Origin of the sequence: Marinobacter sp., assembly GCF_041686475.1 — a bacterium.
GTDB lineage: Bacteria > Pseudomonadota > Gammaproteobacteria > Pseudomonadales > Oleiphilaceae > Marinobacter.
On record NZ_JAWLDU010000002.1, the window covers coordinates 92,174 to 107,955 of the forward strand.

The 15,782-nt window shown below is 59.8% G+C and carries 11 protein-coding genes and 1 pseudogene; 10 read left to right on the forward strand and 2 right to left on the reverse strand.

The window, feature by feature from the left end:
- Nucleotides 1–6: 6 nt before the first annotated feature.
- The 6 genes from ACESMB_RS01140 to znuB all read left to right on the forward strand — a co-directional run bounded on the left by ACESMB_RS01140 (nucleotide 7) and on the right by znuB (nucleotide 11,117).
- Complete coding sequence (locus ACESMB_RS01140; RefSeq protein WP_372970748.1) at nucleotides 7–7,440, forward strand: Hpt domain-containing protein; 7,434 nt, start codon at nucleotides 7–9, stop codon at nucleotides 7,438–7,440.
- Entirely contained in the window at nucleotides 7,440–8,492 is a 1,053-nt protein-coding gene (locus ACESMB_RS01145; RefSeq protein WP_372925690.1) for a chemotaxis protein CheB, read from the forward strand. The genes ACESMB_RS01140 and ACESMB_RS01145 overlap by 1 nt, the downstream gene beginning before the upstream one ends.
- An 11-nt stretch (nucleotides 8,493–8,503) precedes the next feature.
- Nucleotides 8,504–8,965, forward strand: coding sequence for a chemotaxis protein CheW (locus ACESMB_RS01150; RefSeq protein ID WP_372925689.1), 462 nt, complete (start codon nucleotides 8,504–8,506; stop codon nucleotides 8,963–8,965).
- An 86-nt stretch (nucleotides 8,966–9,051) separates the two neighbouring features.
- Complete coding sequence (locus tag ACESMB_RS01155) at nucleotides 9,052–9,546, forward strand: Fur family transcriptional regulator (RefSeq protein WP_372925688.1); 495 nt, start codon at nucleotides 9,052–9,054, stop codon at nucleotides 9,544–9,546.
- A complete protein-coding gene (gene znuC / locus ACESMB_RS01160; RefSeq protein ID WP_372925687.1) occupies nucleotides 9,536–10,318 on the forward strand; it encodes a zinc ABC transporter ATP-binding protein ZnuC in 783 nt (260 codons plus the stop codon). The genes ACESMB_RS01155 and znuC overlap by 11 nt, the downstream gene beginning before the upstream one ends.
- Nucleotides 10,305–11,117: a zinc ABC transporter permease subunit ZnuB gene (gene znuB, locus ACESMB_RS01165; protein ID WP_372925686.1), complete on the forward strand. Its 813-nt coding sequence runs from the start codon at nucleotides 10,305–10,307 to the stop codon at nucleotides 11,115–11,117. Before znuC ends, znuB begins: the two co-directional genes overlap by 14 nt.
- 48 nt (nucleotides 11,118–11,165) lie before the next feature.
- On the opposite strand, the gene ACESMB_RS01170 is transcribed toward znuB, so the two are convergent.
- Nucleotides 11,166–11,423, reverse strand: a complete 258-nt coding sequence (locus ACESMB_RS01170) for a CDGSH iron-sulfur domain-containing protein (RefSeq protein WP_372925685.1) — start codon at nucleotides 11,421–11,423, stop codon at nucleotides 11,166–11,168.
- A gap of 127 nt (nucleotides 11,424–11,550) precedes the next feature.
- Here ACESMB_RS01170 and ACESMB_RS01175 point away from each other — a divergent pair, with 127 nt between their 5' ends.
- The 4 genes from ACESMB_RS01175 to arsJ are packed head-to-tail and all read left to right on the forward strand — an operon-like array spanning nucleotide 11,551 to nucleotide 15,586.
- Nucleotides 11,551–12,321, forward strand: a complete 771-nt coding sequence (locus tag ACESMB_RS01175) for a metalloregulator ArsR/SmtB family transcription factor (RefSeq protein ID WP_372925684.1) — start codon at nucleotides 11,551–11,553, stop codon at nucleotides 12,319–12,321.
- Complete coding sequence (gene arsB, locus ACESMB_RS01180; protein WP_372925683.1) at nucleotides 12,321–13,358, forward strand: ACR3 family arsenite efflux transporter; 1,038 nt, start codon at nucleotides 12,321–12,323, stop codon at nucleotides 13,356–13,358. The genes ACESMB_RS01175 and arsB overlap by 1 nt, the downstream gene beginning before the upstream one ends.
- Nucleotides 13,359–13,373: 15 nt before the next feature.
- Nucleotides 13,374–14,378, forward strand: coding sequence for an ArsJ-associated glyceraldehyde-3-phosphate dehydrogenase (locus tag ACESMB_RS01185; RefSeq protein WP_372925682.1), 1,005 nt, complete (start codon nucleotides 13,374–13,376; stop codon nucleotides 14,376–14,378).
- Between the two features lie 2 nt (nucleotides 14,379–14,380).
- Entirely contained in the window at nucleotides 14,381–15,586 is a 1,206-nt protein-coding gene (arsJ, locus tag ACESMB_RS01190; protein ID WP_372925681.1) for an organoarsenical effux MFS transporter ArsJ, read from the forward strand.
- A gap of 63 nt (nucleotides 15,587–15,649) precedes the next feature.
- Here the strand turns inward: arsJ and ACESMB_RS01195 are convergent.
- Nucleotides 15,650–15,782: pseudogene (locus ACESMB_RS01195) on the reverse strand (patatin-like phospholipase family protein); the annotation flags it as partial.

Sequence of the window (15,782 nt, forward strand, 5' to 3'; positions counted from 1 at the left end):
GTGGTTATGGGCAATCACCATGACAGCATCGCCCTGGACTGGGTTCGTGGCGAAATACAGGACACGCTGACCCAGGGTCAGCAAGCACTGGAAGCGTATGTCGAGAATCGAGACGACACCGCGCGCCTGCGCTTCTGCCTGAACTATCTCCATCAGGTTCACGGTACCCTGCAGATGGTTGAGCTTTACGGCGCAGCCCTGCTGACCGAGGAAATGGAGAAGCTCACCCAGGCCGTCCTGAACGAAACCGTCGCCAATGTGGACGATGCGGTGGAAGTATTGATGCAGGCTATCCTGCAGCTTCCCCAGTACCTGGAACATCTGGCCAGCAGCAAGGATGATTTTCCGATGGTGCTGCTGCCACTGCTAAACGATCTCCGCGCGGCGCGGGGCGAATCACTGCTGTCTGACACCTCACTGTTCAAACCTGACCTGGCACCCTCGAAGATTGCCGCCGCAACCAACGTGTCCCAGCGCCTGCAGGATCCGAAAGTTCTCGGCCATATCCGCAAGCTCCGCCAGATGTTCCAGTTCGCCCTCGCCGGCGTGGTTCGCGAGGCCGACCTGGATGCTCATTTTGACTACATGCAGAAGGTTATCCAGCGGCTGATCCGCTTATGCCAGAAAACCCCCAGGGGTGAGCTCTGGAAAGCGGCCGGCGCCTTCGTGGAAACCCTTCAACAACACGTTAACCCGGTCAATACTGCCGTCACGTCTCTGTTGCGTGAACTGGATGCGGAAATCCGCCGCCTGACAGACGAGCATGTGGATATCCTGCAACAACAGGTACCCGAGGCCCTCCTCAAACACCTGCTCTATTACGTTGCCCGTGCCCGGGAACTGGATACGCCGCTGGTTCAGGAGCTGCGCGAGAGCTACCGGCTTGAGGACGCCCTGCCCTCCGACGATGACGTAGACGCTGCCAAGACACGGGTGTCCGGTCCCGGCCGCGATGCTATCCATTCCGTGGTCAGCGCCCTTAATGAGGAACTGGCCAAGCTCAAGGACCAGCTGGATCTTTTCGTCCGCTCCGAACTGCGCCAGAACGATGAGCTGGAAGACCTGCTGCCCGGCCTGCGCCAGGTGGCCAACACCCTTGCCGTACTGGGTCTGGGGATACCCCGCAAGGTCGTTACCGAGCAGCTCGAACTGGTGGAAAAGCTTTCCGCCCAGTCCGAAGCAGTGGATGACGGCACCCTGATGGACATTGCTGGCGCCCTGCTTTACGTGGAAGCCAGCCTGGCCGGCCTGGACAGCGACCGGCCATCCGAAAGCGAACAGGCCAATAATGACCAGCAGTCGGTCAATATGGGCTCGAGGGAACTGGGTGAAGCCAGTGGCGCTTTGCTGAGGGAATCCCGCAACACCCTTGAGCAGGTCAAGACGGCTATCGTCAATTTCATTGCGTCCCAGTGGGAAACCGGCGAGATCGAACATGTACCGGAGCTGCTTCATAGCATCCGCGGCGGCCTGAGCCTGATTCCACTGGACCGTGTTGCCGACATGCTGGCCTCCGCGGAGCGCTATGTCACTGATGTTCTGCTCGGCGGCAAACAGGTTCCTGACTGGAAACAGCTGGACACCCTGGCCGATGCCATCACCAGCATCGAGTACTACCTGGAGCGGCTTGCCGAAGGCATCGAGGACAACGACAGCGTTCTCAGTGTAGCCGAAGCCAGTCTCAGCTCTCTGGGCTTCCCGATTGGCCAGGAACCTACATGGCGGCATCCGTCGGAAGAAGACGTTCCCGTTGTTGATACGGAAGTGCCCACAGAGTCAGGTGCGGTTGAATCCAAGGAGTCGGACGAAGAACTTCTGGATGATGAGATACTCGGCATATTTGTTGAAGAAGCCGAAGAAGTTCTGGAAACCATCAACGAGTGCTACCCCCGCCTGCGTCAGAACCATGACGACCGTGACGCGTTGACCGAAGTTCGCCGTGCATTCCATACCCTCAAGGGTAGCGGCCGGCTCGTGGGGGCCACCAGCATCGGCGAGCTGGCCTGGTCGGTGGAAAACCTGCTTAACCGGGTGATTGATCAGACACTCCGTCCCAACGACGATATGTTCAACCTGATTGACGACGTTATCAGTCGCATTCCCGGGCTGATCAATGATTTCCGCAGTGGCCAGTCTGACGGTGAAGTGGCAGAGCTCATCGGGCGCGCAGAAGCCATGTCCACCACCCGCAAGACAGACACTGACAGCGCTGTTGAAGAGCCCCCGGCAGAATCCGACAGCGACGGCCCCGAAGCTGAAACGCAGTCCGAATTTGCGGCCGACGCGGCACAAACTGCGGCGGAAGAGGGTTCCGAAGACGATCTCATCGACGATGAGATTCTCGAGATCTTTATCGAGGAAGCTGGCGAGGTCCTGGATACCATCCGTGAATTCCTGCCCATGCTCCTGCGTCAGCACGATGACCGAACCGCGCTGTCTGAAGTCCGGCGTGCCTTCCACACCCTCAAGGGCAGTGGCCGCATGGTCGGGGCACTGATTGTCGGCGAGCTGGCATGGTCCGTCGAAAACATGCTGAACCGCGTCATCGACGGCAGCATTTTCATGAACGATGACATCGCCGGTCTTCTGGAAGAAGTGACGTCTGTCCTCCCTGAACTGGTGGAAGACTTCGAGAAGCGGCGCGCTCCGTCCCTCGATACCTCGGCTCTGGAAGCCCGGGCCACGGCACTCGCCAACGGCGAGATTCCCGACGCCAGCACTATGCCGCCTTCGGAGCCACCGGCGCTCACTGATGAAGAGCCGACCGTTGAACCACGTAATACCGGAGACGACGAAGATGCCGCCGTCGACCCGGTATTGCTGGATATCTTCGAGAGCGAAACCGAAACCCACCTGCAAACCCTGCAGGAATTCCTGCACTCAGCCGGTGACAAGGCAAGTGTCGCATACACCGACGATCTTTCCCGCGCCCTTCACACTCTCAAAGGCAGCGCACATACTGCCGGTATCGGCCCGATCGCCGCTGTTATCACTCCCCTTGAACGATTTGTGAAGGAAGCCCGTGCCCAGAACAGGCGGGCAGACCAGGAGGTCGTCGGCCTGATCGACGATGCCTGTCACTTCCTGACCCGGGGGCTGAGCCAGCTCCGGGAAAACCCCCAGGGCGATCTTCCCGGCACCGGAGCCTTCCTGCAGAAACTCGAACAGGTCAGTAATGACACGCTGCGCAGCGCTCATTCAGACGATGACGAGCAGGAAGATGACAACCGGCCACAGCTGGTACAGCTCTTCCTCAACGAAGGCCTGGATATCCTGCTGGATGCCGACCGGATTCTGGACGAGTGGGCAGACAATCCTGAACAGACCTCTGCCCTGGACACCCTGCGGGCAGAGTTGCAGCAGCTCACGGACGGAGCGCAACAGGCAGGCCTCGCAGACGTTGCCGACATGTCTGGCGCGCTTGCCAATGTCTATGAGCGCGCCGCAAGACCGGAGTTTCTGCCGGATCCGTCGTTCTTCGATACCATCCGCGCAGGCCACGAGCACCTGATCAACATGATGGACCAGGTGGCGGCCGGTCTTGCCACTGAAAGCGGTGATGAACTGATTACCAGCCTGGACGAGCTCGCAGTGAAAGGGTCCGAAGCGGCGTCCGCAGATGAACCGGACGCCTTCGAGCAGGAGTTCACCGGTGATCTCGAGGAAATCGACCGCAGCTTTGACCTCGACACGGAGGAGACACCCGAAGAGGGCGAAGAACTGCCACCACTGGCCGAAGCCGATGAGGATATGGACCAGGAACTGGCCGAGATCTTCCTGGAAGAAGCCCGAGACCTGATCGACAGCACCGCCGACGCCCTGCAGAGCTGGAGCGACAGTACCGGAAACCTGGACCTTCTGCGGCTCCTTCAGCGCGACCTGCACACCCTCAAGGGCGGCGCACGCCTCGCTGACATCCGGTCGATCGGTGATCTGTCCCACGAACTGGAAAACCTCTTCGAGGGTCTTACCGAGCAGCGGCTGGCGGTTACCGGTGAACTGTCCGATCTGCTGTTCCGCTGCCACGATCGCCTGGCGGGCATGGTGGACGCACTGGAGCAGAACGAACAGCCACGGCCGGCACCGGACCTAATCAGTGAGATCCACGCTTACATGGACGGCGCTACTGGCTCTCGCCCGATAACGGACGTGAACCAGCATAGTGCTGATTCCGAAGAGGCTGGAGACCTTCCGCTGGCTGAGCTGGATGAAGACGACATTACAGAGCCGGAAATCCAGGCAGGCACACCAGGAGACGAGGTTGAAGAGGAACATGGCACCGACCTATCCCACCTTGATCCCGAGCTTATTGGCATCTTCCTGGAAGAAGCCTATGACCTGATCAATTCCACTGGCAGTGCCCTGCATACCTGGAGTGAAGACACCTCCAACCGTGAAGTGGCCGCAGAGCTGCAGCGCGACGTGCACACGCTGAAAGGCGGTGCCCGCATGGCCGGTGTCGATGCCATTGGCGATCTCACCCATGTCCTTGAAGACCTGTTCGAGAAAGTGGCCGAGGGACAGCTCAGCGCCAGTGATGACATGAACGAGCTGCTGTTCGCCTGCCACGACAGGCTTGCGCAGATGGTAGAACAGGTTGCCACGCAGAAGCCGTGTCCGCCGGCAACGGAGCTGGTTGAGCAGGTAAAAGCGATTCTGTCCGGCAAAACCGCGGATGCAATTCCGCAGGCGTCGGAGGATGATCTGGTCGGCATCTTCCTTGATGAAGGCCTGGAAATCCACGAAGCAATTGGCGAATGTCTGGCCCAGTGGCGTGACGAGCCGGATGAGCTGGCCGGTGTCACCCAGCTCCAACAGGAGCTACACACCCTCAAAGGTGGCGCGCGCCTGTCTGACGTTGACACGATTGCCGATCTCTCAGAAGCCTGGTCGGACGCCCTGGATCCGCTGATTGCCGGCGCCAGCAACCAGTCCACCCTGCTTGAACTCAGCGAGACAGCTCATGTCTCGTTGCGGTCCATGCTCGCCAACCTGGAAGACGGCAGCAAGCCGGAGGCTGACAGGCCACTTGTTGAAGCCTTGAAGGATGCCCACAAGGCCTCTGGCGAAGAACTCTCCCAGGACGCCGCAACTGCCGAAACATCCAGCGAAGCAGATTCTGTTGATGCCGAAGTGCTGGAAATCTTCCTCGAAGAAGCGGGCGAGATTCTGGATCAGCTGGAGCAACTGCTGGACGACTGGCGCAAAGACCCGGCCAACAACCACTTCAACCAGGAAGCCCAGCGTGCCCTGCATACCCTCAAAGGTGGTGCAAGGCTGTCCCAGCTAAGCGAACTGGGCGACAAGGCTCACGCCCTGGAAACGCGGTTGATCGATCTGGGTGGCAACACCCCGGACGATGATGCCTGGCTTGCGATAACTGAAGGCCACGATCGCATTGTGGCGCTGGTCGCCGATATCCAGAACCGGTTTGAAAATCCCGGCGAGGCTCCAGAACCCGCCAAACCGGAAGTGAAAACACCAGAGGTGCCCGAGCCAGCAGCAGAAAAGCCTGCCGAGCCAGAAAAACCGGTCGCGCCGGCACCCAAGCCCAACAAATCGCCATCCAGGCCGCCTGCAAAAGCCGCTGCCGCCCAGCGAGCGCCACAGGAAACCATCCGGGTATCGGCGCCACTGCTGGACGAGCTGGTCAACCTGGCCGGTGAAACCAGTATCACCCGTGGCCGCCTGGAGCAGCAGACCAGCGACTTCAGCCACAACCTCGACGAGATGGCTGCGACCATCGAGCGTCTGCGTGAACAGTTGCGCCGGATGGAAATCGAGACCGAAACCCAGATTCTGTTCCGTGCCGAGAAAGAGCATGGTCCGGACTACGGCGACGACTTCGATCCGCTGGAAATGGACCGCTATTCCGCCATCCAGCAGCTGTCGCGGGCACTGACGGAATCCTCCTCTGACCTTGCGGACCTGCGGGAAACCCTGTCCGACCGGGTGCGTGACACTGAGACCCTGCTGGTACAGCAGTCGCGGATCAACACGGAGCTCCAGGAAGGTCTGATGAAGACCCGGATGATTCCGTTTGCGTCCATGGTGCCAAGGCTGCGCCGGATCGTTCGCCAGATCAGCGGCGAGCTCAGCAAGAAGGTCGAGTTTGATGTCCGTAACCCGGAAGGGGAAATGGACCGCAATATTCTCGAGCGCATGATCGCACCGCTTGAACACATGCTACGTAACGCGCTGGACCATGGCATCGAGGACCCGGCAGATCGCAAGAAAGCCGGCAAGCCGGAAACCGGTGAGGTTACCCTGTCGCTGACTCGTGAAGGCGGCGATGTGGTACTGCGAATGATCGACGACGGCGCCGGCATTCCGGCGCAGGTCATTCGCGACAAGGCTGTTCGCCAGGGCATGATGTCCGCGGACGAGGACCTCAGCGAGCGCGAAATCCTGCAGTTCATCCTGCAGCCGGGCTTCTCGACCGCCCAGCAGGTTACCCAGATTTCCGGCCGCGGCGTGGGCATGGACGTGGTGGCCAGCGAGATCAAACAGCTCGGCGGCAGCCTGGACATTGACTCCACCATCGGCAAGGGCACGGTCTTCACCGTTCGTCTGCCGTTCACGGTATCGGTCAACCGTGCGCTGATGGTGTCCACGGGTGAGGATTTCTACGCTATCCCGCTGAACACCATCGAAGGTATCGTACGGGTCAGCACCTACGAGCTGGAGGAGTACTACAAGCCGGAAGCACCCCTGTACGAATACGCCGGCCAGGAGTACCGCCTGCAGTACCTGGGCAGCCTGCTCAACAGTGATCACCATCCCAAGCTGCAGGGCCAGGCCCTGCCTTTGCCAGTGATACTGGTGCGCGGTGCCGAACAGCCCATGGCCCTGCAGGTGGACAGCCTGATGGGTAGCCGCGAGATCGTGGTCAAGTCCCTTGGCCCGCAGTTCAGCACGGTTCGGGGTGTCTCTGGTGCCACCATTCTCGGTGACGGTAACGTGGTGGTGATTCTTGACCTGCCAGCGATGATCCGTTCCGATATCCTGTCAGAGCGCCAACGCATTGCCAACCTTGAAAAGGCGAAAGAAGCATCACGCCGCGAGGAACAGGCAACCGTGGTTATGGTGGTGGACGACTCGGTCACCGTGCGCAAGGTAACCTCGCGCCTGCTGGAACGTAACGGCATGGAAGTCATCACCGCCAAAGACGGCCTGGATGCGGTGGCACAACTGCAGGATCATAAACCGGACATCATGCTGCTGGACATCGAGATGCCCCGCATGGACGGTTTCGAAGTGGCCAGCTTTGTGCGCCATGATGACAATCTCAAGGATATGCCGATCTGCATGATCACCTCCCGTACCGGTGAAAAACACCGTGAACGGGCGCTGGCCATAGGTGTCAACGAATACCTCGGCAAACCCTTCCAGGAGACCGAGCTGCTTGACACCATCACGCGGCTGACTGGGAATCAGTGATGACCGGTCAGCCAGGAAGGCCAGCGGTCGGCATCGTCTCGGACATCGTCCTGCAACGCCACCGGTTGCAGGAAGCCACGTCCAGGTTCGGCCTCGACGTCTGCTTTTCCGGTGACCCGGATCGACTTCAGGGTTACCCCGAGTTTCCGGAAGCCAGTCTGTGGTTGATTACCCTGGAAGATGAGGCCGATCATCCGGTCCTGTTTGATCATCTTCTGGAGAATACCGAAGCCCCGGTGCTGTTCGGGCTGGATCCGGCCCCCAAACCCGGCACTACCGAATACTTCCGCTGGGAACGCCGGTTGCTGGACAAGCTGGAGCAATGCCTCGGTCACCTGGAAAAGCTGGACTCCGCCGCTGAGATCGAGGAACTGGCCAACGAGCAGCCGCAAACAACGGCGTCGCCCGCACTGCCGCAATGGATCCCCCCTGCCTCGGCAGGCCTGCCAGCTGAAGATGTCTGGATTCTGGGCGCTTCATTGGGCGGCCCTGCAGCGGTCAAGGCCTTTCTCGACAACCTGCCACCGGGATTACCGGTCGGGTTCGTCTACGCCCAGCACATCGACAACAACTTCACCGAGGTGCTGACTCGCGTACTGGGACGCCATGCCCATTACCAGCTGAAACCGGCGGAAAACGGGTATCGTATCCACAACGGTGACGTTATCCTGATGCCGGTGGAGTACGAATGGACCCTCGACAACAGCGGTGCACTGCTGCAGAGGGGCACACCCTGGCCAGGTCCCTATGGCCCGTCCATTGACCAGGTGCTGCTGAACATTGGTGACCATTACGGAGCCCGTTGCCACGCCATCGTGTTTTCCGGTATGGGCAACGATGGCGCCATTGCTGCGCCTTTGCTGAAAGCCTATGGCAGCCGCATCTGGGTACAGGAAAGTAACAGCTGTGGCAACAGTTCGATGCCCGACTCCGTGGCAGCCACCGGCTGTTCCGTGTTCTGTGGCACGCCGGAACAGCTGGCCCGAGAGCTCGTCAAAACGATTGAAGAATCCTGCCTGCTCAAGGGCCGGCAAAAACGGGATTCCGCCTGAGGAAATGAGTAATGAACGACAACAGCCAAACCCTGCCCTGCGTAATGATCCCCATGAGCGGAAAACAACTGCTGTTACCCAACGTTTCCATTGCGGAAGTGGTGGATTTCGCCAGCTCGGATCCGGCGGCCAACACACCGGAGTGGCTCGTAGGGAAACTGGAATGGCGTGGTTTGAACCTGCCTGTTATTTCCTACGACGCAGCCAACGGCGACAAGCTTACGGTACCCGGCGGTAATCGCGGACGCATTGTGGTACTCAACACCATTGGCGACCACCACAACTCGGTGCCGTTCATGGCCCTGATCACCCAGGGTATTCCCAGCCAGACACGCCTGACGGAAGACCAGGTAAAGAAAGTTGACGGCAATACCGGCCCTGCGGACCTGATGATCGTGGAAGTCGAGGGCGAGACCGCCATCATCCCCGACCTCGGCTACCTTGAATCGCTGGCTCTGGAAGCCTCCCGATAGCAGGGGCATACCTGTAGTATCCAACGCAGACGTGGCACTGTTTTTTGCTAATGTTATAATATTGCAAATTTCGCAGGACAGTGCCCATGCCTCCCAGTGCTCTTCCCTATCGCCCCCACAATCACGACGCCTGTGTTGCCCGGGCTCTGGCTGATGCCAGAACAATCTGTCAGCAGCATAACGCTCGTCTGACGCCAACTCGCGAGCGGGTACTGGAGCTGATCTGGCAGTCCCACAAGCCACTTGGCGCCTATGATGTGCTGGCAGTACTGGCAGAAGATGGCCACAATGCCGCACCGCCAACCGTCTATCGCGCCCTTGATTTCCTCCAGCAGCACGGACTGGTACACCGGATTTCCTCCCTCAACGCCTTTATCGGCTGCACGCATGCCGGTGAAAGCCATAACGGAATGTTCCTGATCTGCCGCAGCTGCGGCAATGTACTGGAACTGACGGCACCGGGTGTGGCCAGTGCCGTAACCCGGGCAGCCGCGGAGGAATCTTTCCGGCCGGACGATGTAACCATCGAAGTGGCAGGCCATTGCCCCCGCTGTGTCTCGGAACCCGGCCATGACGGATAACGCCCTGGTAGAGCTGAAACAGGTAACGGTCAGGTTTGATGAACGGCCCGTGGTTGACCACGTGGACCTGCGTGTCCGGCGAGGTGACATCATCACCATTATCGGCCCCAACGGTGCCGGCAAGACCACACTGATCAAGGCAATTCTGGGGATTCAGGACATCTCCGACGGATCCCTGACCATGACCCCTGGTCTGACCATCGGTTACGTACCCCAGCACCTGACCCTGGAGACAACGCTGCCGATCAGCGTGAAGCGCTTCATGCTGCTCAGCGGCCGCTCGCAACAGGAATGCCTGGGTGCGTTGAAGAAGACCGGTGTGGACCACCTGTTTGGTGCCTCGGTCCACCACCTGTCAGGCGGCGAAAAGCAGCGGCTGCTGCTGGCCCGAGCACTGGCTCGCAGGCCGGACCTGCTGGTACTGGACGAGCCCGCACAGGGCGTGGACATAAACGGCCAGGCAGCGCTCTACGACCTGATCAGAAGCCTGAGGGACGAGCTCCACTGCGGCGTGATCATGATCTCCCACGATCTTCACCTGGTGATGGCTGCCACCGACAAGGTTATCTGCCTGAACCAGCACGTATGCTGCAGTGGCTATCCTGCGGATATCTCCCACGACCCGGCCTTCATTGAAACCTTCGGGCGCCCGGTAGCGGAAAGCCTGGCGGTCTACCATCACCACCACAACCACAGCCACGACCTGCACGGCAACGTGGTCTCCGAAGAGCACGATGATGCCCACGGGGGATGCTCCCATGCCCATCATTGATGCCGTGCTCGGCGATTTTTTCTGGCGCGCGCTGATTGGTGGCCTGGGTGTAGCCCTGGTGGCCGGCCCGCTGGGCTGTTTCGTGGTGTGGCGTCGAATGGCGTACTTCGGCGATACCCTGGCCCACTCCGCGTTGCTCGGGATTGCCCTGAGTTTTCTCATCAGTGTGCCCATCAACCTGGGCGTGATTATCACCTGCGTGGTGCTGGCCGTGGCCCTGGTCCTGTTTTCCCGCAGCAAGACTCTGGCCACTGACACCCTGCTGGGGATTCTGGCCCACAGTGCCCTGGCCATCGGCCTGGTGACCCTGAGCTTTATGCCCGATGTCCGGGTGGACCTGACCGGCCTGCTGTTCGGGGATCTGCTGGCCATGAGCCGCCACGACCTGCTCTGGATCTACGGCGGTGCCGCACTGATTCTGGGGTTACTGACCGTGCTCTGGCGGGGCCTGCTGATGAGCACGATTCATGAAGAGCTGGCACGTGTTGAAGGTGTGCCGGTGGAGCGCCTGCGGCTAGTGCTGATGCTGATGTTTTCCATAGTGATCGCTGTTGCCATGAAAATAGTCGGCGTACTGCTGATAACGGCATTGCTGATTATTCCCGCCGCCACTGCCCGGCGTCTGGCAAACAATCCCGAGCATATGGTGGGGCTGGCCATGGTTTTCGGTTTCATTGCCGTCACCGGTGGCCTGTCACTGTCCTGGCACTTTGACACACCGGCTGGACCGTCGGTTGTCGTTACCGCGTTTTTCGTCTTTCTGCTGGTCTACGGCTCGGCCCGCCAGGCGCGGTCCTGAGTCAGGCCATCGAGGGACTGTGGTTGTGCCCCCCGGGTAGCCCGGCAATCAGGTGTCCTGGCTGAGGGTTTTATGGGTGCCATCGCACAGCGGCGGTGTTCCGGTTTGTTTGCAGCCGCAGAACCATGCCCGCTCATCCTTCTCGGCGGTGAATTTAACCGGCGTGAACCCGGTTCCCTTATGGGAACCATCGCAAAATGGCTGGTTATCGCTGCGGCCACAGGCGCACCAGACATAGTTTTTACCTGCCTCCACCGACACGGAATACGGTGTGGAACTCGCTACTATCGGTTTTTCATCACTCATCGGATACACCTGTCAGGTTTCTGGATACTCGGGGACAGTATAGTCAACAAACAGGCTTTTGCCGCTTGCAGTGGACAGGATATTCACATATCGTTATATGCACACTTATGAATATGTGGTGAGCGGCATGCCTGACAAGCGAAAAGTGCTTTTCCTCTGCACGGCGAACAGCGCAAGATCACTGATGGCGGAAGCCATACTCCGCGATATGGCCGGCGATCAGTTCGATGTGGCCAGCGCGGGCACGCACCCGGAAAATCCCCACCCGCTGGCACTGGAATGCATCAGCAACGCCGGCATGGATACCAACGGTCTTCGCAGCAAGCCCCTCAGCACCCTGCTTGATGAACACTGGGATTACGTCATCACGCTATGCGACAAGGCGGCCCAGGAATGCCAGGCTGTCTGTGAACCGGCGCAACGCATCGCCTGGGACTTTCCCGACCCGGTTCCCACCAATCGACCTGCCGCCTTTGCGCTGGTAATGAAGGAATTGCGGGAGCGCATCAGCCTGTTTGTGATGGTTCACCAGAAAGCCGTCGGCCGCGCGGCCCACTATCCTCCTGTCACCGTTTTCAAAGCCCTTGGGGATGAAAACCGGCTGGCGATCATGTTGATGATCCGGCAGGAAGAGGAGTTATGCGTCTGCGAACTGACCGAAGCGCTTGACGCCTCCCAGCCCAGCATCAGCCGTTACCTGGCGCAACTGCGGGAACAGGGGCTGCTGGAAGACGAGCGCCGCGGGCAGTGGGTGTATTATCGTCTGCATCCGTTATTGCCGGCCTGGATCCTGAAACTGCTGCAGGATACCGCCAGCAATAACCCCGATTTCCTGCGGCCTTTCAACCAGCGACTGGCCGCAATGCCGGATCGACCGGCAAGAATGGATTGCGCCTGATGGGATTGTTTGAACGTTTTCTGAGTGTCTGGGTGGCCCTGGCTATCATTCTTGGCATCATCAGCGGGCATCTGATGCCCGGGTTGTATGAATCTGTAGCCGCGTTGACCTATGCCCACGTCAACCTGGTGGTGGCGGTATTCATCTGGGCGATGATCTACCCGATGATGGTCCAGGTGGATTTCACCGCCATCAAAAATGTGGGCCGCAAGCCCCAGGGCCTGGTGCTGACATTGATCATCAACTGGCTGGTCAAGCCCTTCACCATGGCGGCCCTGGGCTGGCTGTTTTTCAAGGTGCTGTTTGCCGACCTGGTGGACCCCGCCACCGCGACGGAATACATAGCGGGCATGATTCTCCTGGGCGTGGCCCCCTGCACCGCCATGGTGTTCGTCTGGAGCCAGCTCACAAAAGGAGATTCCGCTTACACCCTGGTTCAGGTGTCCATCAATGACATCATCATGATCTTTGCGTTCGCTCCGATTGCCGCGTTCCTGCTGGGACTATCCGATATTACTGTACCCTGGGAAACCCTGCTGCTCTCGATATTGCTGTACGTGGTGGCCCCGCTGATTGCCGGCGTGATTACCCGCAGATGGCTGTTGCGCCAGGGCGAACAAAGGCTGGAAAACTGGCTGCACCACAGCAAGCCAACCACCGTTATGGGCCTGCTGGCAACGGTCACCCTGCTGTTCGGCCTCCAGGCCGACCGGATTCTGGACAATCCCTACGCCATCGGCCTGATTGCCGTCCCGCTGCTGATCCAGAGCTACGGGATCTTTTTCATCGCCTACTTCGCCGCCAAGAAGATGGCTCTGCCCCACAACGTAGCTGCACCAGCCGGGCTGATCGGCACGTCCAATTTCTTTGAGCTGGCGGTAGCCGTGGCCATCAGCCTGTTCGGATTAACCTCGGGAGCGGCCCTGGCAACGGTTGTAGGGGTACTTGTGGAAGTACCGGTGATGCTTTCCCTGGTCGCTTTTGCCAATCGCACCCGCCACTGGTTTCCGGCGGCTGCCCTCAACGCTGGAAAATAACGGAAGGAGCCCACCATGAGCGCGATAAAAGTAGGAATCAACGGATTTGGACGTATTGGCAGACTGGCACTGCGCGCTGCCTATGACTGGCCGGAGGTGGAGTTCGTTGCCATCAATGACCCCGGCGCGGATGCCACCACCCTGGCCCATTTGCTGACGTTTGACAGTATTCACGGCAAATGGGACCGGGACGCAACGGCAGAAGACGGGGATCTGGTGATCAATGGCAAAGCCATTCGGGTAACCGCCAACAAGACCATCGCCGAGACGGACTGGTCCGGCTGCGATGTGATCATTGAAGCCAGTGGCAAGATGAAAAAACTGGATGTACTCCAGGCCTACCTGGATCAAGGGGTGAAACGCGTTGTGGTTTCGGCCCCGGTGAAGGAAAAGGGCGCCAAGAATATCGTGGTGGGCGTCAACGATGACATCTTCGACCCCGCCACGGATCGCATCGTCACTGCAGCCTCCTGCACCACCAACTGCCTGGCACCGGTGGTGAAAGTGATTCATGAGAAACTGGGCATCAGGCATGGTTCCATCACCACCATCCACAGCCTGACCAACACACAGACCATTATCGACGCACCCCATAAGGACCTGCGCCGGGCCCGGGCCTGCGGCAGCTCGCTGATCCCTACCACTACCGGGTCCGCTACGGCCATTATAGAGATCTTTCCGGAACTGAAAGGCCGCCTGGACGGACACGCGGTGCGGGTGCCGCTTACCAACGCCTCATTGACGGACTGTGTATTCGAAGTGAACACCGCTACTGACCGGGATACCGTCAACGCGCTGCTGAAAGAAGCTGCGGAAGGTGAACTGAAAGGCATCCTGGGGTATGAAGAACGCCCGCTGGTGTCCATCGACTACAAAACCGATCCCCGCTCCTCAATTATCGACGCGCTTTCAACCATGGTGGTCAACGGCACCCAGGTGAAGCTCTACGCCTGGTACGACAACGAATGGGGTTATGCCAACCGCACCGCTGAACTGGTACGCAGGGTGGGGGCCGCCTGAGAATGACACCGGCTGTCCGCCAGTACCTGGTCATCACCGGCAATTACTGGGCGTTTACTCTCACTGATGGCGCCCTGCGTATGCTGGTGGTGCTGCACTTCCACCAGCTTGGCTACTCGCCCCTGGAAATCGCGCTGCTGTTCGTGTTCTATGAATTTTTCGGCGTGGTAACCAACCTGGTGGGCGGCTACCTGGGCGCCCGCATGGGCCTGAACCGCACCATGAACCTGGGACTGCTGCTACAAATCATCGCCCTCGGCATGTTGGCAGTGCCGGCGGCCATGCTGACGGTACCCTGGGTGATGGCGGCACAGGCCATGTCGGGTATCGCCAAGGACCTCAACAAGATGTCCGCCAAAAGCGGCATCAAGCTTCTGGTCCCCGATGATCAGCAGGGCCAGCTCTACAAGTGGGTGGCTATCCTCACCGGTTCCAAGAACACGCTCAAGGGCGTCGGCTTTTTCCTCGGCGGCGTCTTGCTGATGTCCGCGGGCTTTACCGGGGCGGTGCTGATCATGGGTGCCGCCCTGTTGCTGGTATGGCTGAGCAGTCTGTTCCTGCTCAAGCAGGAACTGGGCAAGAGCAAGGCAAAACCTAAATTCACCGACATCCTGTCCAAGAGCCGCGCCATCAACGTGCTCTCCGCCGCCCGCCTGTTTCTGTTCGGTGCCCGGGATGTCTGGTTTGTGGTGGCGTTGCCGGTGTACCTGCATACGGTGTTCGGCTGGGACTTCTGGAAAGTCGGCGGCTTCATGGCCACCTGGATCATCGGCTACGGCTTCATCCAGACAATTGCCCCAAGGCTGACCGGAAGCCGCCAGAACACCATGCCGGCAAGAGGCGCTGCCGCCGGCTGGGCAGCCGCGCTGGCAGCCATCCCGGCACTCATCGCCCTCGCGCTCATGGCGGGTATTGCCCCCAAGCTGGCGATCATCGGCGGGCTTTTGCTATTTGGTGTACTGTTCGCCATCAATTCGTCCCTGCACAGCTACCTGATTGTCAGCTTTGCGCGGGGAGACGGCGTGTCTCTGGACGTGGGCTTCTACTACATGTCCAACGCCGCCGGCCGCCTGCTGGGCACTATCCTGTCTGGCTGGGTCTATCAGGTTTACGGGCTGGAAGCCTGCCTGTGGATTTCTTCAGGTCTGGTGGCCATGGCGGCGTTCCTGGTCTTCTGGCTACCGGAACGCGAGGCTGCCCCGGCTTAGCCTCCAGTCAGGCCAACCAGCCTGCGTGCCTGGGAGAGTGGCGGTGAGGGGCCGCACCAAACATTAGCGCTTCCCGTTCAAAGGCCGTAGTACGTCTTTCAGGCGGCCGGACTCCACCAGTTCCATGAATTCGTCGCCGAGGCCATCGCTCTCGGCGATGGCCTTGCGCCAGGCGCGCTCGCGGCCGGCGTCGTCG

Bases quoted from the DNA above. Each gene is read 5' to 3' on its own strand.
- ACESMB_RS01140 (WP_372970748.1), top strand. From the start codon at position 7: ATGGGCAATCACCATGACAGCATCGCCCTGGACTGGGTTCGTGGCGAA.
- ACESMB_RS01145 (WP_372925690.1), top strand. From the start codon at position 7,440: ATGACCGGTCAGCCAGGAAGGCCAGCGGTCGGCATCGTCTCGGACATC.
- ACESMB_RS01150 (WP_372925689.1), top strand. From the start codon at position 8,504: ATGAACGACAACAGCCAAACCCTGCCCTGCGTAATGATCCCCATGAGC.
- ACESMB_RS01155 (WP_372925688.1), top strand. From the start codon at position 9,052: ATGCCTCCCAGTGCTCTTCCCTATCGCCCCCACAATCACGACGCCTGT.
- znuC (WP_372925687.1), top strand. From the start codon at position 9,536: ATGACGGATAACGCCCTGGTAGAGCTGAAACAGGTAACGGTCAGGTTT.
- znuB (WP_372925686.1), top strand. From the start codon at position 10,305: ATGCCCATCATTGATGCCGTGCTCGGCGATTTTTTCTGGCGCGCGCTG.
- ACESMB_RS01170 (WP_372925685.1), bottom strand. From the start codon at position 11,423: ATGAGTGATGAAAAACCGATAGTAGCGAGTTCCACACCGTATTCCGTG.
- ACESMB_RS01175 (WP_372925684.1), top strand. From the start codon at position 11,551: ATGCCTGACAAGCGAAAAGTGCTTTTCCTCTGCACGGCGAACAGCGCA.
- arsB (WP_372925683.1), top strand. From the start codon at position 12,321: ATGGGATTGTTTGAACGTTTTCTGAGTGTCTGGGTGGCCCTGGCTATC.
- ACESMB_RS01185 (WP_372925682.1), top strand. From the start codon at position 13,374: ATGAGCGCGATAAAAGTAGGAATCAACGGATTTGGACGTATTGGCAGA.
- arsJ (WP_372925681.1), top strand. From the start codon at position 14,381: ATGACACCGGCTGTCCGCCAGTACCTGGTCATCACCGGCAATTACTGG.